The organism is Rhodopirellula islandica (assembly GCF_001027925.1).
Taxonomy (GTDB): Bacteria; Planctomycetota; Planctomycetia; order Pirellulales; family Pirellulaceae; genus Rhodopirellula; species Rhodopirellula islandica.
This window is the reverse complement of the sequence record NZ_LECT01000021.1, coordinates 19,275-38,887: the sequence shown is the minus strand read 5'-3', so window position 1 is coordinate 38,887 and position 19,613 is coordinate 19,275. Positions and strand designations below refer to the sequence as shown.

Sequence of the window (19,613 nt, the reverse complement as noted above, 5' to 3'; positions counted from 1 at the left end):
CAATTCTTACCGAACGCTTGCGTCTCTACGTGAGGCCCCAATCAATGATTCATCACCCGTTGTCCTGCCTCATGGCAGGACCCAACGTCCAACAACACCGACGAGAAAGACATCAATGACCACTGCCGCGAAGATTGCTGTGATTGGTTTGGGAGCGATGGGCTACGGCATGGCCAAGTCCTGTTTGCGGGCCGGACATGAGGTTTGGGGCGCAGACATCTCGCCTGATCCAGTCGAGCGATTTCGCGCTGAAGGTGGCCAGCCCGGCGATCTCAAGGACGTCGCAGAGACCCTGGACATCGTTGTCGTTGCTGTCCTCAACGCCGATCAGACATCAGCGGTTTTGTTTGGCCCCGACGGAGTGGCACCCTTGATGAAAGAGGGCAGCGTCGTGATCGCCTGCGCGACTGTGGCTCCTGGATTTGCCCGTGACATGGCCAACCGGTGCAACGATTGCGGATTGCATTACCTGGACGCTCCGATTTCCGGTGGCGCGGCTAAGTCCGCCAAGGGACAACTCTCGATCATGGCCGCGGGTCCTGAGAAAGCGTTTGAGGTGGCGAGTCCGGCGCTCGACGCAATGGCCGAAATTGTCTTCCGGTTGGGAGAGGTCGGTGCAGGCTCCGCGATGAAAGCGGTCAATCAATTGCTGGCGGGACTTCACATCGCTGCGATGGCGGAAGCGATGACGTTCGGCATGACCCAAGGCGTGTCGCCAGAAAAGTTTCTGGAGGTCATCCCGCAGTGTGCCGGGACCAGTTGGATGCTTGAGAACCGTGGGCCGCACATTGCCGCTGGCGACTACACACCGCTGAGCCAAGTGAACATCTGGCCCAAAGACTTGGGCATCGTTTTGGACATTGCTCGTGATGCAAAGTTCAGTGCTCCGTTGACCGCCGCGGCGCTGCAGCAGTTCCTGGCCGCTGCGGGAATGGGGTTGGGAGGCGAAGACGACGCGGCTGTTGCGAAGGTCTACGCTCGCAACGCGAGTCTGGACCTGCCGGGGGATGAATGACTCAAGCGGTTGTGCCGTTTTACTTCACCCTCCCTTCGGTGCAGTCCAGGAATAACTTGGCATCCGCAATCAGAGCGTCAATGATGACGGCTTGTCGACTCGGTCCTCAACGACGTTTCAACGCATGGAGGATGGGCACTCTTGCCTTTTTGTACCCCACATCTTCTGGGAGCCGTTTGCGTTGTAAATGCAGGCGTTTTGAAGCCAAACATCCCTTGCCCAAGAACCATTAAGCAGGTACGCAGGTGTCATCGGGTATGTGAGCCGTTGGCGTTAGCCACGGTTTTCACGCACAACCGGGGCTAACGCCCAAACGGCTCACATGATTGTGCTTGATCATTCCTGCCGACCTGCTTAACCCCAAACGTTCAGCAGTCCAGGCTAGCGTCCAATGGCACTTGCTTTACAAATTTACCCTCCCCCTGGGAGGGTCGAGCGAAGCGAGGGGAGGGCTACACACCGGGTTTTAGGCTCGCCCTCCCCGGCCCGAAGCGGGCCGACCTTCCCTGAGGGAGGGTGAAGTCAGTGCCATTCGGCTAGCGCCCGTCGGCTGATCGTTCGATCTGCGAAACGTTTTCAATCAACAGTCTGCTAGGCGTCATTGGCAGCCGGGCGGCTCCGTGTGGAAAGCGTTGCCTGCGCTACATGCTCACTCATGGCGGGCCTCACACTCGTCGGCCACCACCACGCGTGGAGTCATGGCTTCCTCCCCCAGCCTCCGTCCCTCACCTTGGCAAAATGATTTGAACGACGGTCCCGCCATCGGGATGGTTGGCGGCGGCAATGGTTCCCCCGTGAGCTTTGACGATTCGCCGGCAAACCGAAAGTCCCAGCCCCGCGCCTCGTTGCTTGGTTGTGAAGAAGGGTTCGAACATCCGCGTCTGGACTTCTTCCGTGAGGCCACTGCCATGGTCGCGGACACGCAGCAGAATTGGAGACGCGTCGATCGACTTCCATTCCGAGGAGAGCGATTCGGTGGACGGTGAACAGTCACATTCAAACGCAATTCGTCCTCCTGGAGAACTGGCGTGGATCGCATTCTCCAACACTCGCCGAAGCACCTCTCCGATCCGATTGACATCCAAGTGGACCAGCGGGCAGGTGTCTGCTTTCGAATCCACCTTCGACGGTTGGCTCTCGGCCTCCCCGGCGGCGATTTCGATCCACATTCGCGGGCACTCCTCCGCGATTGGCTGAACGAGCTTCTTGAATTGTTGTTGGCAAAGTTCATTGAGATTCACTGGCGAACGCTTCAAAACAATCGGCGCCGCGTAATGCTTGACCTCTTCATGGTTTCGGTGCAAGTCGTTCAAAGCGACTTTGATTTGGTCGGTCAACTCCAGCAACTCGCCTCGATGGGTGAGATCCAAACGCAACAAATCCAGACAGGATTGGGCGCGTTGCAAAGCGTTGCTGGACTCGTGCGCCAGTCCGGTGGCCATCTGCAACACTGCCGCCAATCGCTCTCCTTCGATCAAGTGATCGACTGCCGGTGGATTGACATCGGCATCCTCCACGCCAGCTTGATCGCGGCAGACATCAATCAAGTTGATCCAGCGAGTTTCTCCCCAATCGGAGGTGAGAGGGAAAACCGAGGTTTGAGCGAGAAAACTGGACCCGTCGCGTCGGTGTCCGCGCCGGAGGGTTGGCTGACGTCGCTCCAAATCGCTCGATCGTGCCGGTCGGCACGAAGTGTGTGACGCATCGTCACTGGTTGAATCGACCTCCAAAATCAAATCCAATTTTTGACTGATCAATTCCTTTTCTTCGTAGCCAAACCATCCCTCGGCCACATGATTGATTGCTTCAATAACTCCGCTGGTATTTGACAATACAATCGCGACAGGCGATGCCTCCATCATCACTCGAGCGAGGCGGTTGTTCCGCAGGGGGTCGATTTCTATATGCATTTCTAGTTCCGCCCAAAAGTTGATCCTCAGTGGAGGGATTGCAATGCAGACGGAGTGCCATCGGGTGTCCGCCCCTGGGCGCATTCTTCGCGTGTGTTCGGCACAGGGTTCGCTCTAAGACCTCGCGGAGCCTTTTCGACTCCTGCCCCCTCGCGGTTACACAATGCACACACGGAAAGATCCTATGCAGGCGATTCCATTGAGCGAAAAGCAGTCATTCCCCTCGAATTCATTGGCGGTTCATCCAACGGCCTGTCCCACCAGGGATGTATCCGATCGGTTCAACGCAGAAATGCGGCGAGTCGGTCACGGCGAACTGCGGGGCATTCGAGTCGATGTCAACGACCAAGGGATCGTCTTGCAAGGCCGCGTCTCATCGTTCTATCTCAAGCAACTCGCTCAGGAGGCCGTTCGCCCCCTGTCGCGGAGCTTGCGGATCCTCAATCAGATTTGCGTGACCGGAAAGAAACCGCTGAATCGAAAACGCTTGCCCATCGCAAGGCGAATCACGCTGGATTCCCCGTCACGCGATTCCGAGTGAATCGGACGAGGAGATCACGACTGGAAAACAATGCTTCAGCAGATGCGGTCGTCGATTTTGCTCATCAAAACATCCATGTCCAAGGGCTTGAAACAAACCTCGTCCAATCCGAGCGCCTTCAAGCCGTCGAGGATACCGTCGGCTTCTTCGCGGTGCCCCGTGATCAAAATCGTTCGAATGGTCGGGTTGACCTCGAGGACTCGCTGCAGGACTTCACAACCGTCGGTCAGTCCGCTGCACAGGCTGAGATCAACCACCGCGATCTGGTAATCGGCTCCCATCGCTTTGAGGACGCCATCTTCTTTGTTGTGCGCCAAACAAACTCGATACGATCGTTCACGCAAAATGTGCCACATCGTTTGACAAAACTCGGGGTCATCGTCAACGACGAGCACCATCGGAGCATTCGAAACCTGTTCGATCAACGGAAGCAACTCCTTCAGATCAACGGGTTTGCGTAGCACCTGTTGAATCCCACTGTCTCGGGCTCGCTGAGCACCATCGCCGTGAGCATAAGCGGTCACCATGATCGCGGTGATTTCCGGCCGGAGCTGAACCATCTGTTGATGCAGCGTGGCCCCGTCCATGCCAGGCATCGAATAATCGAGCAAAGCCACGTCGTAGGGACTGGATTCGACAAATTGCAAGGCGGACGGCCCGTCATGAGCGATGTCGGTCTGGTACCCCAGGTCATCGAGAATGTCCTTGATGTTCGTGCAGATGTCCACGTCATCGTCCACGATCAACACACGTTTCGCGGTCACTGGCTCTGCTCCGCGATTGGAATCGAGATTTGAAACGTGGTTCCCTCGTTCGGTTCCGATTCCAGTTCCATTGAGCAATGGTTCTTTTCGAGAATGGCGGTGGTGATGGCCATGCCCAGCCCCATCCCGCGAGCCTTGGTTGAAAAGAAAGGCTCGGCTATTCGACGAACCACATCCGGTGACATTCCAATGCCATCGTCCTGCACTGTGACGACCACTTGTGATTCCAAGTGGCGAGCCGACAACTGGAGTGCGCCGCCCTCGCTCATCGCGTCCCGAGCATTGCGGATCAGATTCTTGAAAACGATGGGCAACTGCTTTTCATCCGCCCACACGTTCGGCAAGTCGGCTGGAACAATTTGCGTGACAACAATGTTCTGCGGCAATTTGCACTCACGCAGGATTGTCGCCAGCATTTCAGCGACATCCATCGGGCTCGATTGTGGATCGGGCAAACGAGCTAGGTCCGACAGTGCCGTGACCGCATTGTTGATGCTCGAAACTTGCCGGTCGATTCGATTCAGATGCTCCTCGGTCTTCGCCGGCGATGGCGTTTTCGCGTTGAGCAAATAATAAGCGGACGTTTTGATCGCGTTGAGTGGGTTGCGAATCTCGTGAGCGATCCCACCGGAAATCCGCCCGAGGGTCGCGAACTTCTCCTTTTCCACCAATTCTGTTTGAGCCTTCTGTAGCTCGGCTGCTTGGTCTTGAACGCGTTGATCCAGCGTCGCATTGAGCTGCTTCAGTTCTGCTTCGGCTGCTTTGAAGTCGCTGATGTCACGCAGGATCCCGGTGAAGAGCTTTCGTTCTTTCGCCTCCACTTCGCTGACAGCGAGATGCAGCGGAAACAGACTGCCATCTTTCCGCTGGCCGGTCACCTCACGGCCGATGCCGATGATGTGTCGTTCGCCGGTTTCCTGATAGCGATCGAGGTAGCCATCGTGCTGCTCATGGTAGGGCGATGGCATCAGCATCTTCACATTCTGACCGAGCATTTCATCGGCGCGAAATCCGAACATCCGCTCCGTCGCAAGATTCACGGACTCAATCGTGCCACGTTCGTCAATGATGATGATCGCATCGACCGCTGTTCGTAACACCGAGGCCAGGACGGCCAGTTGTTCGACGTCATGCATTGCTTGATTCCCGTGATCCGGTGCAGTCATCTTCCAATGTCGCCTCGTGTTTTCCGAAACGAATGACGAACCGCGCCCCGCACTGCTTCGGCTCAGCGATTTGGATCACACCTCCATGGGCATGAACGATGCGTTGAACGATCGACATGCCCAGTCCGGTTCCCTTGACTTTGGTCGTGAAGAATGGCTCGAAAACCATTTGACGTTGCTCGGGTGAGAGTCCAGGGCCGTTGTCCTCGAAATCAAGAAGAACATTGCCACTCCCATCGCATCGGCATTGCAGCTGAATGCGAACGGGATCCTGACAAGCCGCCAACGAGTTTTCAAAGAGATTGCGAAAGACCTGTTCCATCCGCAACACGTCCACGACAACGGGACATTCACAATCGCACAGCGTCTCGTTCAATTCAGCGTCGCGAACGCCTCGCGATTTCGCCAGATAAGCCCACACTCGTCGCCAAATGAAAGGCAGTGAAGCATTTTCAAGGTGCAGGCGAATCGGGGCCGCAAACTCACGGACTTCTTCCAACGTCGTCCCCAGTTCATTCGAGGCTCTGGCGATGGACTCGATCTCCTCGCGCATGTCGGTCTGAGGAGGAACATCGAGACGCAATAGTTCGACACTGGCGTTGATCCGGTGCAGTGCGTTTCGACTTTCATGCGCCAACCCAGCAACGGTCTGTCCGATCGCGGCGAGCCGGTGATCTCGCGCGGCTGCCTCCTGAGCTTCGACCATGTCCGTCACATCGATTCCAATCGCGATCAAGGATTCGATCTGATCGTCAGCGTCTTCCAATGCCGAATCTGACCAACGAATTTGACGCACCCGGCCGTCCTTCGTCAAAATGCCGTTGCGGAAGCCGGAGACCCGCCCGCCACCAACCGAATTGCGAAAGACCTCGCTGACTCGTTCTCGTTCCGCAGGCGGAATGCAGTGGCGAATGTAATCCTGATGAACCAACTCCTCGAGCTTCCAGCCCGTGACAACAGAAAACTGCTTGTTGAAGTGGACGACACGTCCGTCCAGATCCAGCACAACGATCAACGCCTCCGTTGTCTCCAAGATTTGATTCGCGAATCGCTGCTCACGCTGCAATTCCGCTTCGACCCGCTTGTGCTTCGCAATCCTAGCGACGCTTTGCCGGATGACGTCTGGATGCACGGGTTTGAGCAGGTAGTCCGTCACGCCTTGCTTGAAAGACGCGATGGTGCCCTCCATGTTCGCAAAGCCCGTCACAATGATGAACTCTGCGTTGGGCAATTGCTCCGTCAAACCAGCCAGATGATCTTCAACTTGGCCATCGGGCAATCGACGGTCCAGGATTGCCAGCTCAATCGCGGGATCGACGCCAGCATCCAGGATCTCGGCGAAGCTGCCGGCGACTCGAATTTCATGCCCGTCCATCTCCAGGATGTCGATCATGTTCGCTAAAGAATCCGGGTCGTCTTCAACGAGCAAGATCGTCAACTCGTCGTCCATATCCCAGAATCCGGCATGAAAACAATCTGATTGCGTCAAACTTGTCGCAAGCTGTCGTCAACAGGATACAGGACGAGGATTTTCCCTGGTACCTCCCGCACCACGCTGGATGCCCGAATGGCCAATTAGCAAACTTTCCGAACGCTTCCCCTGCACTTTTGGCTTGGCCAAGCAGCACAAACCGCCCGCTACGTCACCGCAGAGGTCGCACCCTTCCTCGTCCGTTTGCAATCCCCCAGTGGTTTTGCAGCAGCTTCTCATCGGTCGACACGACGATTCGCAGCTGGACTCCTGAGTGCAAGGAACGCTGACCTCGACGCGACTCGGGCAATCCATGCACTCCGTCCCAGCTCAACCGAGTCGCCACTTCCCGACCTGAAAAACAATGTCGTGGGGACGACACTCGGAAAGGATGTGGCCGAATCAGATTCCCATCTGCGAAAGCATGTCAGCAAATTGACCGGCGGTTTGGGTCAATTGCGGGTGGTTGCATGCGACGCTTTGTGTCGATCGATGAAATCGCTTGGCCAATTCGGCTGATTGAATGTCGAATCGCTCCAAGCTGTCTTGAATCTCCTCGACAGCGTTCTGGAGCTGTTGTCGTTCCGAGGAATTCAACGTGTCAAGTTCGGCCAACTGGTCATGAAGCTGCCGCAGTGTGTCTTCCAGTGCTTCTGGCATGATGCTGTCTCTCGGAAAGGAAAATCTTAAAAACACCTTCCTCCGATGCACGTTCCATTCCGTCGCCCAATTTCCCCTCGTCAATGCCAACCCGAGCCTCGCGGTGGACTCATCCGCACGCTGCTGCTCCCCAGAGCACAGTTGCCATGACTGAGCGTATGCAACACCGCCTTGATCAGGGGCGGGCCCCGAATCCCAACTGCCGCAGAAAGAAGGACGACTCGCCAGACCACCAGGTACTAAGCTACGTCGGCGGAAGCACTTCCGGTCGGCCCCACTCTTGATCGTTCTCCCCCAGCGGATGACGATAGCAAGAAGAACGCATCCGTTTTGGTTCGGTCGTTCCGACCTGACGTGATTGACGTTGGCGATTGATACTCGCTGGGTCCAGCGTTGTCGGAGTCAAACACCGGTTCAGCGTTCTTGCTGGCGCCCCCCCACTTTGCACAAGGAATCACGATGACGGAATCGCCCATCAAGCTGCTGCTGGTCGACGACGAAGAGGACTCGCGTCGATCGTCTGCAAAATGGATGACGCGAAAGGGACACACCGTGACCGATGTTTCCAACGCTGCCGAAGCCCTCGGGCTGCTCGAACGCGAATCATTTGATGTGGGTGTTTTTGACATGAACATGCCCGGCATGTCCGGATTGGAATTGCTGCAGCGAATTCATCAGGACAACATCGACATCGAAGTCATCATGCTGACCGGGCAGGGCACCGTGGAAACGGCGGTGTCGGCGATGAAAATGGGAGCCTGCGACTTTCTGAGCAAACCCTGTGCACTGGGCGATTTGGAACACCATTGCTTTCGGGCCCGTGAGCGACACCAACTGAAGAAAGAGAACAAGCAGCTCAAAGCCGTCATTTCGCGTTCGCAACCGGCCGCCAAACTGATTGGGCAATCGAAGTCGTTGCAAGAAGTTTCCCGACTGATTGAAAAGGTCGCACGCACAACGAAACCCGTTTTGATTCAAGGCGAAAGCGGCACGGGCAAAGAAGTGGTCGCCAAAGCCATCCAGCAATCCAGTCACGTCGCTGACAAGCCCTTTGTGACCGTCAACTGTGCCGCGCTGCCAGAGAATCTGGTGGAGAGCGAACTGTTCGGCCATCAAAAGGGAGCCTTCACGGGGGCAACGGCCGAGAAGCCAGGGCTGTTTGAAATCGCGGACGGTGGAACCTTGTTCATCGATGAAATTGGAGAGCTGCCGCTGTCTCTACAACCTAAGTTGCTACGCGTTCTCGAAGACGGGTCACTGCGTCGCGTGGGGTGCCACCGCCAACGTAACGTCAAGGTCCGCATCATTGCCGCGACCAATCGAGACCTGCAAACCGAAGTCAATCGAGGCAACTTCCGGGAAGATTTGTTCTATCGGATCAACGTCCTGTCAATTGCGCTCCCTCCGCTGCGTGATCGAGAAGGTGACATCGATCGATTGATCGACCATTTCCTGCCGCGGTCCTATCACATGGACGATGCGGCCAGGGATGCCATGAATCGCTACCCTTGGCCGGGCAACATTCGGCAGCTGATCAATGTGATCGATCGGGCCACGATTTTGGCCGACGAATTCGACATCACCTTGGACGATCTGCCGTCCGAAGTGGTTGACTTCGGGCGTCCGTCCGCCAAACCGCCAATGAGGTCCAATACAGAAGCAACGACGATGATGGAGGCAGGTCAGGATTCGACGTCGTCACCGCACCCCAGTGAGATGTTGGGCAACTCCCGCTACCAACTGGACGAGATCGCACGAGTCCATGTTTTGAAAGTCTTGGAAGACCAAAACGGCAACAAGGCCGGTGCGGCACGCAAACTGGGAATTCACCGTCGAAAGCTCTATCGCTTGCTGGACCGATTCAATGGCGTGACCTCCGACAACACCGACACCGACGAATTGGCAGGGGGCTCCGTCATTTAATCAGGTTCGCTTCAGTCTTCCGGCATCGGAGCTGCTTGGGCGTTCGCCACCGTTCAACAAAATCGTGTGGATGCGGGAAACGCGAATCTCAGATTGATTTTCGGATGCGGTGAAATCCATTCTTGATTTCTTCCCCGACGAGTTGCAACGCAGCCCAGACGTCGTCACCGGTTTCATCCACCGCGTTCTTGAGTGGCTGGTATTGCTGGTTCAATTCTTCGAGTTTTTGATCGAGTCGTTCCAGCTCGCTCTTGGCATCTTCCTTGCCAAGGTGAATCTGCAGAGCCAGCTCGTCTCGTTCTTCTTTGAGGTCGCCAATCATGTTGGAGATCAATCGGCGGGCAGAGGCAGGCATTGAATTCATCCTTTGAAAATATGAGACGCGGCCAGGCGAAGTCGATTGCCGGACGCTGTGGTTGGGTTCCAAGGCAATGACTGTGCCGTTGCGAAAACAGCGTTTCCGCACACCATTCCGATCCAAATTTGCTCGGTGGACTGCTCCGTATTGTCACACTAGCGCGCCCGGGCGAAGCAGTGACTGAAAGAACTGGCATGGGAACAACGTTTGCGTGGACCTTTCACGTTCCTGATTTTTCTCCATTGAGATTTTTCTCCATTGACCGGGGTGCCCAAGCCATGTCCTGTGAACTGACGACGAAATACCTCGGGCTGGAATTGGTCTCACCCGTTGTGGTCGGTGCTTGTCCTTTGAACACGCAACCGGAAACGGTGCGGCAACTGGTCGGCGCAGGTGCCGGTGCGATCGTTTTGCCGTCGATGCTTCAAGAGCAAGTCGTTCATCAACAGATGAAGTCCACCGACCCGGCAAATGCAATCCAGCGCAGTGGCTACCAACCTCAGCAAGACCGGTACAACGGCGGGACGGAAGTTTACCTGCAGACCATCGCACGTCTGAAGGAGATTTGCACGGTTCCAGTCATTGGCAGTTTGAATGGGTCTTCGCCTGGGCAGTGGCTTCAATACGCGAAGGAAATTGAATCAGCCGGGGCGGATGCCCTGGAGTTCAACTTGCAGCAAGCCGTGTTCGATCCGTTGGAAACGTCCAACGATGTCGAGACACGAATGTGTGAGTTGGTGCGACAGGTTCGCGAATTGGTTTCCATTCCAGTCGCTGCCAAAATCAGCCAGCGATACACCAACCTTTCGTCGATGACCGCTCAGTTGCAAAGAGTCGGCGTATCGGGGTTGGTCTTGTTCACTCACTTGCCTCAGTGGGATGTCAGCACCGACCGCATGCACTGGACGATCCATTGGGAATTGTCGCCGATCAATACGTTGGGCGGTATTCTCGAAGGCATCGTGCGTGCTCGTGCCGGTGACCGGACGATTTCGATCGCTGCCAGTGGCGGGATCTCAAACGCTGAAGACTCCCTCAAATCGATGATTGCGGGCGCGGATGTGGTCATGATCACTTCGGCCGTCTATCGCGAAGGCCCCGATGTGATTCGAGACATCGTGGACGGGATCGTGCGGCACCTGGAAGAAACCCAGTATCAATCGCTGCAGGCATTCCGCGACGCTTGCCCGACAGACCACGTGGGTGACGAGAAATCAGTGCGTCTGGAATACGTGGATCCGCTGACTCGAAGCGACACCTACTTTGATCCCACCCCCTTGGTTTCGCAACAGTCAGGCGATTCCTACGGTCACCCCAACTGATGAGCCGGTGCCATGGTTGTCATTGAGTCCAACGCTCCCCTGCAAGCGGCGGAGCAGATCGAGGGAATTCGCGAAAACAAGACGTTCGCGAAACAGCTCTCGGAAATCGCCGATTTGCTTCAGGAACAGCACGCCAATGAGTTTCGTGTCCGTGCTTATCACGCCGCGGCCGAAACCGTCGCGAACCTGCATTGTCCAGTCCGAGACATCCTGGAACGAGATGGAATCAACGGGCTGGTCAACCTTCCCACGATCGGTCATTCCATTGCCGGGCTGCTCCAATCAGCGATCCAAGTCGGCCGGATTCCGCTTCTGGATCGCTTGCGTGGTCAATCCAATGCCGAGCACTTTTTTGCGACGCTTCCGGGGCTCGGGCCTGAATTGTCTCATCGTATTTATGACCACTTGCACATTGAAACCCTTTCGGAATTGCTCATCGCCGCCAAGGACGGTCGCTTGGAACACGTTCCTGGTATCGGGCGCAAACGGAGAGAAGCGATTCAGGCCAGCCTGACACATCGCGGCGTCACACAACCACCGGACTCCGTTTCCAGCCCGGAGAGTCAGGTCACGGTCGACGAACTCCTTCACATTGACTGCGAGTATCGCAAACGGGTTTCAGAAGGCACTCTGACTCAGATCCATCCGGCAGGCCAAAAAGGCAGCCCCAGTTCGGCGATTCCGGTTTGGCATACCGAGCAAGAAGGGCGTCACTACACTGCGATGTATTCCAACACCGCTCGAGCACAGCAACAACATGCGACGCACGACTGGGTCATCGTGTTTCGAGACGATGCGAGCGCACACGGACGCTGGACAATCATCACGGCTCGGTTCGGTGAACTGAGCGGATTTCGGATTGTCCTCGGTCGGGAACAGGACTGCGTCGCCTACTACCGACAACACAATGCCTACCACCAGCCCAAAGCCGGTCAGACACGTTACCCCGAGCTTCCGACCCAGTGGGAAGAGGACGCGGGGCGAACAGGCATTCACGGCTGACGGAATGCCATCGTCGGCATGACGTTCAATGCGTTTGCGTCTGTTGTCGCATCGCAGTGAGCACTTGGTGGATCGTGGCCTTTTCTTTGGCCGAGACTTTCCCGAACCCCAGGTGCCCACCGGAGGCCTTGGCGACGCCTGTCATCTGCTTCTTCGTCAACAGAATCAACCGCTGCTGAGCAACGCTCGACATGCCACGAAAGAGTTCGTGGACGTATCGCTTCCACGCATCCACGCACAATCCAGGCGGACGCACCTGCAGCCACTGATCAAGCAGAATTCCAGCGGTGGAATCTTCTTGAATTCCAATTTGGTGGGCTTCGGCCATGACCGCTTCGCGTTCTTTTTTATCGACGTTCTTTTCGGCCCAGGCGACCAGCACCAATGGGAACAACCGCAGGGTGATCAGGCCGTCGGCCGTCACCCCCAGCTTTCCCAATTCTTCGATCAGACCGGGATCGTGAATCCCGGTGCTGCGGATCAATTCTTGGCGACCGAAATCGCTGCTGGCTTCGTCGTGCAGTTTGCGGACGATTTCTTGTTCCAGATTCGAAAAGTAGTGCTGTGTTTCGATGGCTCGTTGCTTGGCCGGTGCGGCTTTCATGTTCGACATATCGATCGAATCCTGTGGAGTTGAACTAGATGGTGCTGACAGAACTAGCAAAGCCGGGACCAGGGGCATTCCAGGCGGAAAACTCGCACAAATGCACCTCCCAAGCGATCCACTCCGCTCAGATGTGCACCCACGCACGCGTGGCCTTGGGAACCACGAGCGATTTTGCGGAAATTTCACTTTGGCACCCCGCGTGCGTCGGTTCTCCAAGCAACCCCCAAGAGAGTTCGATGAAAAAGATCTTGCTGACCATTGATGGCTCCGACGCTTCGTTCGACGCCGCTCGTTTTCTGGCTCGTTTGCCACACACTGAAGCAATGGAATTGACCGTCGTCACGGCGATCGCTGAGACACCTTCGCGAAAGACATTTCTAGCGGATGGATGGAGCGAAAGTTGGATCGCCCGAAAGCACCATCAAGCTGAGCAGTCGTTCAGCAAGGTCCAGGAGTACTTTGACGATGCCGATATCAAATGGCGTCAGATTATCCGCCAAGGTCAGCCGGGCGAAACCATTGTCGCGATCGCCAAAGAGCATCGCCCCGATTTGCTGGTGATCGGATCCAAGGGCTACTCAACCGTTGCTCGCCTCTTGCAGGGCAGCGTCAGTGATTTCGTGGCAACCCATGTTCCCTGCAGTGTTCTGGTGGTGCGACCAAATTCGCAGTTCAGCGGACGTCATCGCCTGCGCGTCGCAATTGGCTGCGAACCAACTGAGCCTTCCGGAAAGGCCGTGGAAGAATTCGCGGAGTTTGGTTGGGCCAGCAACACCGAGGTGCGTGTGTTGTCCGTGACGGACAACATGGACGAAGCCGAACTGCCCCACGACGCTCCCGCAACCGAGGTCATTGAGAGTGTGGTGGAGCGACTCAATGACGTCGCCTCCACCACTCAAGGGCATCTGATTCACTGCGACCACATTGGTGACGGCTTGGTCGACTACATCGAAACCAATCAAGTCGACCTGGTGGTGGTGGGGGAAACGCCCAGGAGCGACCTGGGCCGTGTTCTGTTGGGCAGCACCACGCGATTTGTGCTTCGTCACTCTCCATCCAGTGTGTGGATCGCACGCAATCAATCGATTTCCAGCAATCCCCCAAACGCAGCTCTTCAGCATTCCATCGTGACCTGACTGCGACTTAATGGAACGCAACTGCCTTCGAAACCCGTGAACTCTCAATCGTTGCCTTGCCAAACCTCGGCTCCCAATACCATGCAAAACTTCACCAACATTCTCGTTTACGCTGGTACCGAACAACCACAGGTTGCGGTTTCGCGGGCGACTGACATGGCGCTCGAAAACAATGCAAAACTCACGCTCATGGACGTCGTCAAGCCGATCCCCAAAGCGTTGGGCATGATGACCGATGTGGCCAAACCAGAGGAGCTTGAAAAGCTGGTCGCGGCTGATCGCCGTCGTCGTTTGCTTGACCTCGCAGCGGACTACTCTGACACCGGATTGACCTTGGACGTTGCAGTCGCCATCGGTGACCCGGCCACCGAGATCACCCGACAAGTCCTCCGAGAGGAGCATGATTTGGTCGTCAAGACCGCCGACGGATTCAGTGCGGCGGAGCGATTCTTCGGAAGCATCGCGAAATCGCTATTGAGATTGTGCCCTTGCCCCGTGTGGTTGCTCAAACCGGACATTCACGGGGAGTTTGATCAAGTCGTCGCGGCCATCGACGTGGAAGCCGCGAACCAACAACATCGTGAACTGAACCGGCAGATTCTGGAACGGGCGTATTCCATCGCTCAGCGTGACAAAGCTCAATTGCATGTTGTCGCCGCTTGGCAAATGTGGATGGAGGACTCGATCCGTCGACACGCAGGCGATGATGCGGTGGACCTGGCGCGGAAGGATCACGAAATGAAGGTCCATCAAGCGCTCGACGAACTTCTGCAAACCCCGTACGCAGACGCGGCGGACGTGCACCTGCACCTCCGACACGGATCGCCCGCCGATGTGATTCGCAGTGTCGCAGATGAAGTCGAAGCGGACTTGATGGTGATGGGAACCGTGTGCCGATCCGGCATCGCTGGAATCCTGATTGGCAACACAGCAGAAACAGTCATTCCCGACATCACCTGTTCGTTGCTGGCGCTCAAGCCCAAAGGTTTCCTCTCTCCCGTTGAAATGTCGCAGACCTCGTTGATCGAAGATGATGAACCACTCCCTCTCATATAGCTGAACGTTATGAAAAGCACTCTCTCAATCATGCTTGCCGGTTTCGTGTTGCTGTTGACATCCATGGTGGGGTTGGCCTTGCAAGCGGACCCGCCATCCGACGATGCCTCTTCCCATCGGACAACCAAACTCACCCCGTTGATGCGGTTGAAGCTGGAAAAGTCCAAAGCAATCTTGGAAGGGCTGACGCTCGAAGATTTCGACCAGATCGCGTCCAACGCTCGATCGCTAAAATTACTGAGCACCGAGTCTGGGTGGAACGTGATCCAAACACGGGAGTACGCCGAGCAAAGTCGCGACTTTCAACGTGCAACCGATTTGATTGCCGAAGCCGCTGAGGAACAGGACATTCATCGGGCCACGATGGGGTACGTCGCCATGACGGTTCACTGTGTGGAATGTCATTCTTACATGAGAAAGCATCGAAACGAATTGATTGAGCTGCCTCGTGAATAGTTGATTGGCCAAGCGTCTCTTTGGGGGATCCGAATGCGATGAGCATCACAACAGACATCCATCCAACTCTGGATGGCTTGATCATTGGTTTGAAACACCCCCAGGCGTACCCGCATCCGATCGAATCCCCGATCCTTGTGCAGGAGACGCATCTCTCGGTTGTGTTCTTGGCTGGTGAGTTTGCTTACAAGATCAAGAAGCCGATTCGGACCGATTTCCTCGACTACAGCACGCTTGCACGACGGCGACATTTCTGTGAAGAAGAGGTGCGTTTGGATTGTCGCTTTGCAAACGGTCTGTACATCGGAGTCGTGCCGATCACTCTCACCGAAAAGCGACCGACCATCGAAGGGGAAGGCGATGCGATCGAGTACGCGGTCAAGATGCACCGTTTCCCATCGAATGCCCTCCTCAGTGAACGGGTTCAAGCAGGGCAACTGACCACCTTGGAAGTCGTTCACCTCGCGTCCACCGTCGCGGGATTCCACCGTGACGCGGCGGTTTGCCGCGATGGCATCGCCGAGGAGTGGCCTGGATTCTTGCAGGCCAACATTCCTCAGACGATCGATCAGGTTCTGACAACCGCCGATGCCACGACCGCCGCGACCTGCGAAGTGTTGCGGGGATGGACCGCGGATTTCCTGGAACAACATCAACGTTTGCTGGCCGACCGCATCGCGGCAGGATTCATTCGCGAGTGTCACGGTGATCTGCACTCGGGCAATGTCGTGCAATGGCAAGGGCAGTTGGTTCCTTTCGATGGCGTCGAGTTCAACGACCACCTGAGCTGGATTGATGTTCTCAGTGATGCCGCGTTTCTGGCAATGGATTTGGCAGCGCGGGATCATCTCGATCTGTCACGCACCTTTCTCAACGCCTACTTGGAATGCACTGGCGACTACCAATCCTTGGAGTTGCTGAGGTTGTTCTTGGTTTACCGAGCCCTCGTGCGGGCCTTGGCTGCCTCAATGCGAAAGGATGCGGTGGACGCTCGCCATCACGTTGACTTGGCCTATCGATTCACCTTGCGTGAGACTCCTCGGTTGTGGATCACGCACGGCGTCAGTGGCAGTGGAAAGACAACGCTCAGTGAGGCGGTCGTGCAACGTCACAACGCATTCCGATTGCGCAGCGATATCGAACGAAAACGCATGTTCGGGCAGTCGGCGATGCAGCGATTGACCCCAGACACCGTCGGCTTCCTAAACAAAGCGCCTTCAAGCACTGCGTCTCCAATGATCGCTTCCCAGGACATTGCTTCCCAGGACATCGGCCCCCAGGAAAACGCGGCGCTGTACTCGTCCGAAGCCAACGAGCAAACCTACCAGCGTCTTTCCCAACTTGCTCGCCGAATTCTCGCGTCCGGTCACAGCGTGATCGTTGACGCCACTTTTTTACGACGCGCTGACCGCCAACAATTTCACGAACTCGCCGAACAAGCTGGCGTGCCCATCGCCATCCTGGACTGCCACAGCGACCTTCAGACATTGCGTCAACGCGTCGCTGATCGCTTGGCACATCGGGAGGACGCCTCGGATGCTGACCTGGATGTCCTGGATCGACAACTTGCCAATCGGGAACCACTGACGGAAGCCGAGCGAACGTTGGTGGTTGAGATCCCTGACTTGGCTCAAGTGGCCGAATCGCTTTGAACCGTTCTTTTCTCTCTCAAAGGATTTGAAGCAATGACTTTTCATCTCAACACCCATTTTGGCGGTCTGGCGTTGGCTTCCCCTGTGATCGTCGGTGCCTCTCCGATGTCCATGAATGAACACACGCGTTTGGCCATGCAACAGGCCGGGGCTGGGGCGATCGTGTTGCCGTCATTGTTTGAAGAACAAGTGATCGATTGGAGCTGGAACGCGGGACGCAAGATCACGGCTCGAGAACGAAGCCTGCTGGAACGCTCTGATCGCACCCAACACAACTGGGTGTGCCCCGACGCCGATTCCTACTTGGCACTCGTCAATCGAGCCAGTTCTCTGCAAGACATCCCCATCATCGCGAGCCTGAACGGGTTCACTGCCGGTGGTTGGATGGACTTCGCAGGTGAATTGCAGGAAGCCGGTGCCGCCGCGATTGAGCTGAACGTCCACCATTCCCGCCCCAGCGACTTCACCAGTTCAGCCGAAATTGAAGCGACCATTCTCGAAGCCATTCGAGAGGTCGACGCATCGATCACCATCCCGCTGTTTGTCAAACTCGGCCGAAATTTCACCAGCTTGCCGCACCTCGCCCGTCAATTGCTGTCGGGTGCACAAGGGATGGTGCTTCACGGACGAGCCCCCAAAACGGACATTTGTCTGGACACACTGAAGCTGGCCAGTCGCTGGCGACTCACCCATGAAAGCGACGAAATGGAATCGCTTGATACGCTGATGCAGGTCCACAGCTTTTGCCCGGCGATGCCGTTGGCGGCCAACGGCGGGATTGGCCATGCCGATCATCTGATCAAGGTGCTGCTGGCGGGAGCGGACGTGGCGATGGTGACGTCGGCGATCTATCGGGAAGGCCCCGATGTGATCCGGTTCATGCTCGACGGACTGACGGAATTCATGGAACGACATCAAATGCAATCGATGAGAGAGTTGCAAACACGCCGCCCGCTCGAATTCACCAACGACGAAGACAGAACCGCCTACATCGCGGCATTGACAGCGCACCTGCACAGCAGCGACGCGCATCTCCCGCCCCCCAACCTGCATGCGGACCGCTGGGGCCATCCGGCAACATAATTCCGAGGGCAGCCAATGCACAACGGTCTGCTTGGCCACTGCGATCAAGCGATCGAGATCGCCTTGTCGAGGTAGACATCCTGAATCCGATGAAGCAGTTCGACTCCTTCCAGCATCGGACGCTGGAATGCTTTCCGACCGGAGATCAAGCCGGTTCCCCCAGCTCGCTTGTTGACCACCGCTGTTTTCACAGCTTCGGCGAGATCGGATGCGCCCGAGGACGCTCCGCCGGAGTTGATCAATCCCGCACGGCCCATGTAGCAATTGGCCACTTGGTAGCGACACAGATCGATCGGATGATCGGTGGTCAATTCGTCGTAGACCAAGGGGGACGTTTTGCCAAATTGGATCGCATTGAAACCACCGTTGTTGGTTGGCAGCTTCTGCTTGATGATGTCGGCTTGCAGCGTGACGCCCAAATGATTGGCTTGCCCGGTCAGATCCGCGGAAGTGTGGTAGTCCTGGTCCGTTTTGAAGGCTGGGTTGCGAAGGTAGCACCACAAAACAGTCGCCATCCCCAATTCGTGCGCGTGCTCGAACGCCTCCGCCACCTCAACCAGTTGGCGACGCGATTCTGGAGAACCGAAGTAAATCGTCGCTCCGACCGCGCCGGCCCCCATGTCAAATGCCCGTTCAACACTGCCAAACATCACCTGATCATAGGAGTTGGGATAGCTGAGAAGTTCATTGTGATTGATCTTCACGACAAACGGAATTCGATGCGCGTACTTGCGCGACACAGCCCCCAGGACTCCCAAGGTGGACGCGACCGCATTGCAGCCTCCCTCGATCGCCAAACGCACAATGTTCTCTGGATCAAAGTAGTCCGGGTTCGGCGCGAACGATGCCCCAGCGGAGTGCTCAATGCCTTGATCGACTGGAAGAATCGACACATACCCCGTCCCGCCGAGTCGGCCATGGCCAAAGAGACGTGCCAGTTGATTGATGACCCGTTGGTTCCGATCGGTTCCGCACACCACTCGTTCTAAGAAATCGGGTCCCGGAAGATGCAGCCGACTTTGGTCGATCGTTTCACACCGGTGCTCAAGCAAATGGGGGCCGTCGGGGCCAAGCAATTCTGTCGTGGATTGGGGCATGTTCTTCTCGGATTCGAATCTCGCGGCAAAGTGCAGACGCCTTTTCACGTCATCCGTGCAGAGCAAACGTTGCTCTCCAGGTGCGAACGACGACCGTCACCGACCACTCGATTCCTGGGAAAGGAATGAGACGACTCTCTTCCTTGCAATTCTTGATCCACTTGCGAAATGCGCCGAGTTGCCCCTGCGGTCGTGCATCGCCGCACAATGCCCGGATTCGAATGGCTCACGAGGACGCCCATCCACTCTTTCGCCCTACCAATGCCTTGGTTTAAAAGATTGGGGACACCAAGGTCCAGCACTGACGATGCCAAGCAGGTCGGCAGGAGTGATCAAGCACAACCATGTGAGCCGTTTGGGCGTTAGCCCCGGTTGTGCGTGAAAACCGTGGCTA

Annotated in this window: 18 protein-coding genes; 10 read left to right on the top strand and 8 right to left on the bottom strand. The window is 56.4% G+C overall.

What is annotated here, in order from left to right:
• Nucleotides 1-115: 115 nt before the first annotated feature.
• Nucleotides 116-1,015 (top strand): L-threonate dehydrogenase, encoded by a 900-nt coding sequence (gene ltnD / locus RISK_RS11085; protein ID WP_047814369.1) that lies wholly within the window; start codon nt 116-118, stop codon nt 1,013-1,015.
• Nucleotides 1,016-1,740: 725 nt separating this feature from the next.
• Here the strand turns inward: ltnD and RISK_RS11080 are convergent.
• Nucleotides 1,741-2,925: a two-component system sensor histidine kinase NtrB gene (locus tag RISK_RS11080; protein ID WP_047814368.1), complete on the bottom strand. Its 1,185-nt coding sequence runs from the start codon at nt 2,923-2,925 to the stop codon at nt 1,741-1,743.
• Nucleotides 2,926-3,109: 184 nt separating this feature from the next.
• Here RISK_RS11080 and RISK_RS32805 point away from each other — a divergent pair, with 184 nt between their 5' ends.
• Nucleotides 3,110-3,466: a BON domain-containing protein gene (locus RISK_RS32805; protein WP_201778943.1), complete on the top strand. Its 357-nt coding sequence runs from the start codon at nt 3,110-3,112 to the stop codon at nt 3,464-3,466.
• A gap of 35 nt (nt 3,467-3,501) precedes the next feature.
• Here the strand turns inward: RISK_RS32805 and RISK_RS11070 are convergent, their stop codons facing one another.
• From RISK_RS11070 to RISK_RS11055, 4 genes are all read right to left on the bottom strand, one after another.
• Nucleotides 3,502-4,230 (bottom strand): response regulator, encoded by a 729-nt coding sequence (locus tag RISK_RS11070; protein WP_047814366.1) that lies wholly within the window; start codon nt 4,228-4,230, stop codon nt 3,502-3,504.
• Nucleotides 4,227-5,366: a two-component system sensor histidine kinase NtrB gene (locus tag RISK_RS11065; protein ID WP_047814389.1), complete on the bottom strand. Its 1,140-nt coding sequence runs from the start codon at nt 5,364-5,366 to the stop codon at nt 4,227-4,229. The genes RISK_RS11070 and RISK_RS11065 overlap by 4 nt, the downstream gene beginning before the upstream one ends.
• Nucleotides 5,359-6,846: an ATP-binding protein gene (locus RISK_RS11060; RefSeq protein ID WP_047814365.1), complete on the bottom strand. Its 1,488-nt coding sequence runs from the start codon at nt 6,844-6,846 to the stop codon at nt 5,359-5,361. Before RISK_RS11060 ends, RISK_RS11065 begins: the two co-directional genes overlap by 8 nt.
• Nucleotides 6,847-7,269: 423 nt before the next feature.
• Complete coding sequence (locus RISK_RS11055; protein ID WP_047814364.1) at nt 7,270-7,527, bottom strand: DUF4404 family protein; 258 nt, start codon at nt 7,525-7,527, stop codon at nt 7,270-7,272.
• Nucleotides 7,528-7,986: 459 nt separating this feature from the next.
• Here RISK_RS11055 and RISK_RS11050 point away from each other — a divergent pair, with 459 nt between their 5' ends.
• Nucleotides 7,987-9,450, top strand: coding sequence for a sigma-54-dependent transcriptional regulator (locus RISK_RS11050; protein ID WP_047814388.1), 1,464 nt, complete (start codon nt 7,987-7,989; stop codon nt 9,448-9,450).
• A gap of 88 nt (nt 9,451-9,538) precedes the next feature.
• On the opposite strand, the gene RISK_RS11045 is transcribed toward RISK_RS11050, so the two are convergent.
• The gene (locus RISK_RS11045; protein WP_047814387.1) at nt 9,539-9,805 is read right to left on the bottom strand and encodes a hypothetical protein; all 267 of its coding nucleotides are present in this window, start codon (nt 9,803-9,805) and stop codon (nt 9,539-9,541) included.
• 281 nt (nt 9,806-10,086) lie between these two features.
• Here RISK_RS11045 and RISK_RS11040 point away from each other — a divergent pair, with 281 nt between their 5' ends.
• Nucleotides 10,087-11,130 (top strand): dihydroorotate dehydrogenase-like protein, encoded by a 1,044-nt coding sequence (locus RISK_RS11040; RefSeq protein WP_047814363.1) that lies wholly within the window; start codon nt 10,087-10,089, stop codon nt 11,128-11,130.
• 12 nt (nt 11,131-11,142) lie between these two features.
• Entirely contained in the window at nt 11,143-12,132 is a 990-nt protein-coding gene (locus RISK_RS11035; protein WP_047814362.1) for a helix-hairpin-helix domain-containing protein, read from the top strand.
• A gap of 25 nt (nt 12,133-12,157) precedes the next feature.
• Here the strand turns inward: RISK_RS11035 and RISK_RS11030 are convergent, their stop codons facing one another.
• The gene (locus RISK_RS11030; RefSeq protein WP_236696213.1) at nt 12,158-12,736 is read right to left on the bottom strand and encodes a hypothetical protein; all 579 of its coding nucleotides are present in this window, start codon (nt 12,734-12,736) and stop codon (nt 12,158-12,160) included.
• Between the two features lie 239 nt (nt 12,737-12,975).
• On the opposite strand from RISK_RS11030, the gene RISK_RS11025 reads away from it, so the two are divergent.
• From RISK_RS11025 to RISK_RS11005, 5 genes are all read left to right on the top strand, one after another.
• Entirely contained in the window at nt 12,976-13,875 is a 900-nt protein-coding gene (locus RISK_RS11025; RefSeq protein WP_047814386.1) for a universal stress protein, read from the top strand.
• An 81-nt stretch (nt 13,876-13,956) separates the two neighbouring features.
• Complete coding sequence (locus tag RISK_RS11020; protein WP_047814360.1) at nt 13,957-14,931, top strand: universal stress protein; 975 nt, start codon at nt 13,957-13,959, stop codon at nt 14,929-14,931.
• Between the two features lie 30 nt (nt 14,932-14,961).
• Nucleotides 14,962-15,387 (top strand): hypothetical protein, encoded by a 426-nt coding sequence (locus tag RISK_RS11015; RefSeq protein WP_390173930.1) that lies wholly within the window; start codon nt 14,962-14,964, stop codon nt 15,385-15,387.
• 38 nt (nt 15,388-15,425) lie between these two features.
• On the top strand, nt 15,426-17,039 hold the full coding sequence (locus RISK_RS11010) for a bifunctional aminoglycoside phosphotransferase/ATP-binding protein (RefSeq protein WP_047814358.1): 1,614 nt from the start codon (nt 15,426-15,428) through the stop codon (nt 17,037-17,039).
• Between the two features lie 33 nt (nt 17,040-17,072).
• Nucleotides 17,073-18,122 (top strand): dihydroorotate dehydrogenase-like protein, encoded by a 1,050-nt coding sequence (locus RISK_RS11005; protein WP_047814357.1) that lies wholly within the window; start codon nt 17,073-17,075, stop codon nt 18,120-18,122.
• Between the two features lie 44 nt (nt 18,123-18,166).
• Here the strand turns inward: RISK_RS11005 and RISK_RS11000 are convergent, their stop codons facing one another.
• Nucleotides 18,167-19,219, bottom strand: coding sequence for a class I fructose-bisphosphate aldolase (locus tag RISK_RS11000; RefSeq protein WP_047814385.1), 1,053 nt, complete (start codon nt 19,217-19,219; stop codon nt 18,167-18,169).
• Nucleotides 19,220-19,613: the final 394 nt, after the last annotated feature.

What these genes read in the sequence shown, in the direction of transcription:
- RISK_RS11040 (WP_047814363.1), top strand. Translation starts at nt 10,087, where the DNA reads ATGTCCTGTGAACTGACGACGAAATACCTCGGGCTGGAATTGGTCTCA.
- RISK_RS11025 (WP_047814386.1), top strand. Translation starts at nt 12,976, where the DNA reads ATGAAAAAGATCTTGCTGACCATTGATGGCTCCGACGCTTCGTTCGAC.
- RISK_RS11045 (WP_047814387.1), bottom strand. Translation starts at nt 9,805, where the DNA reads ATGCCTGCCTCTGCCCGCCGATTGATCTCCAACATGATTGGCGACCTC.
- RISK_RS11060 (WP_047814365.1), bottom strand. Translation starts at nt 6,846, where the DNA reads ATGGACGACGAGTTGACGATCTTGCTCGTTGAAGACGACCCGGATTCT.
- ltnD (WP_047814369.1), top strand. Translation starts at nt 116, where the DNA reads ATGACCACTGCCGCGAAGATTGCTGTGATTGGTTTGGGAGCGATGGGC.
- RISK_RS32805 (WP_201778943.1), top strand. Translation starts at nt 3,110, where the DNA reads ATGCAGGCGATTCCATTGAGCGAAAAGCAGTCATTCCCCTCGAATTCA.
- RISK_RS11030 (WP_236696213.1), bottom strand. Translation starts at nt 12,736, where the DNA reads ATGAAAGCCGCACCGGCCAAGCAACGAGCCATCGAAACACAGCACTAC.
- RISK_RS11005 (WP_047814357.1), top strand. Translation starts at nt 17,073, where the DNA reads ATGACTTTTCATCTCAACACCCATTTTGGCGGTCTGGCGTTGGCTTCC.
- RISK_RS11065 (WP_047814389.1), bottom strand. Translation starts at nt 5,366, where the DNA reads ATGCATGACGTCGAACAACTGGCCGTCCTGGCCTCGGTGTTACGAACA.
- RISK_RS11080 (WP_047814368.1), bottom strand. Translation starts at nt 2,925, where the DNA reads ATGCATATAGAAATCGACCCCCTGCGGAACAACCGCCTCGCTCGAGTG.
- RISK_RS11055 (WP_047814364.1), bottom strand. Translation starts at nt 7,527, where the DNA reads ATGCCAGAAGCACTGGAAGACACACTGCGGCAGCTTCATGACCAGTTG.
- RISK_RS11015 (WP_390173930.1), top strand. Translation starts at nt 14,962, where the DNA reads ATGCTTGCCGGTTTCGTGTTGCTGTTGACATCCATGGTGGGGTTGGCC.
- RISK_RS11020 (WP_047814360.1), top strand. Translation starts at nt 13,957, where the DNA reads ATGCAAAACTTCACCAACATTCTCGTTTACGCTGGTACCGAACAACCA.
- RISK_RS11000 (WP_047814385.1), bottom strand. Translation starts at nt 19,219, where the DNA reads ATGCCCCAATCCACGACAGAATTGCTTGGCCCCGACGGCCCCCATTTG.
- RISK_RS11010 (WP_047814358.1), top strand. Translation starts at nt 15,426, where the DNA reads ATGAGCATCACAACAGACATCCATCCAACTCTGGATGGCTTGATCATT.
- RISK_RS11050 (WP_047814388.1), top strand. Translation starts at nt 7,987, where the DNA reads ATGACGGAATCGCCCATCAAGCTGCTGCTGGTCGACGACGAAGAGGAC.
- RISK_RS11035 (WP_047814362.1), top strand. Translation starts at nt 11,143, where the DNA reads ATGGTTGTCATTGAGTCCAACGCTCCCCTGCAAGCGGCGGAGCAGATC.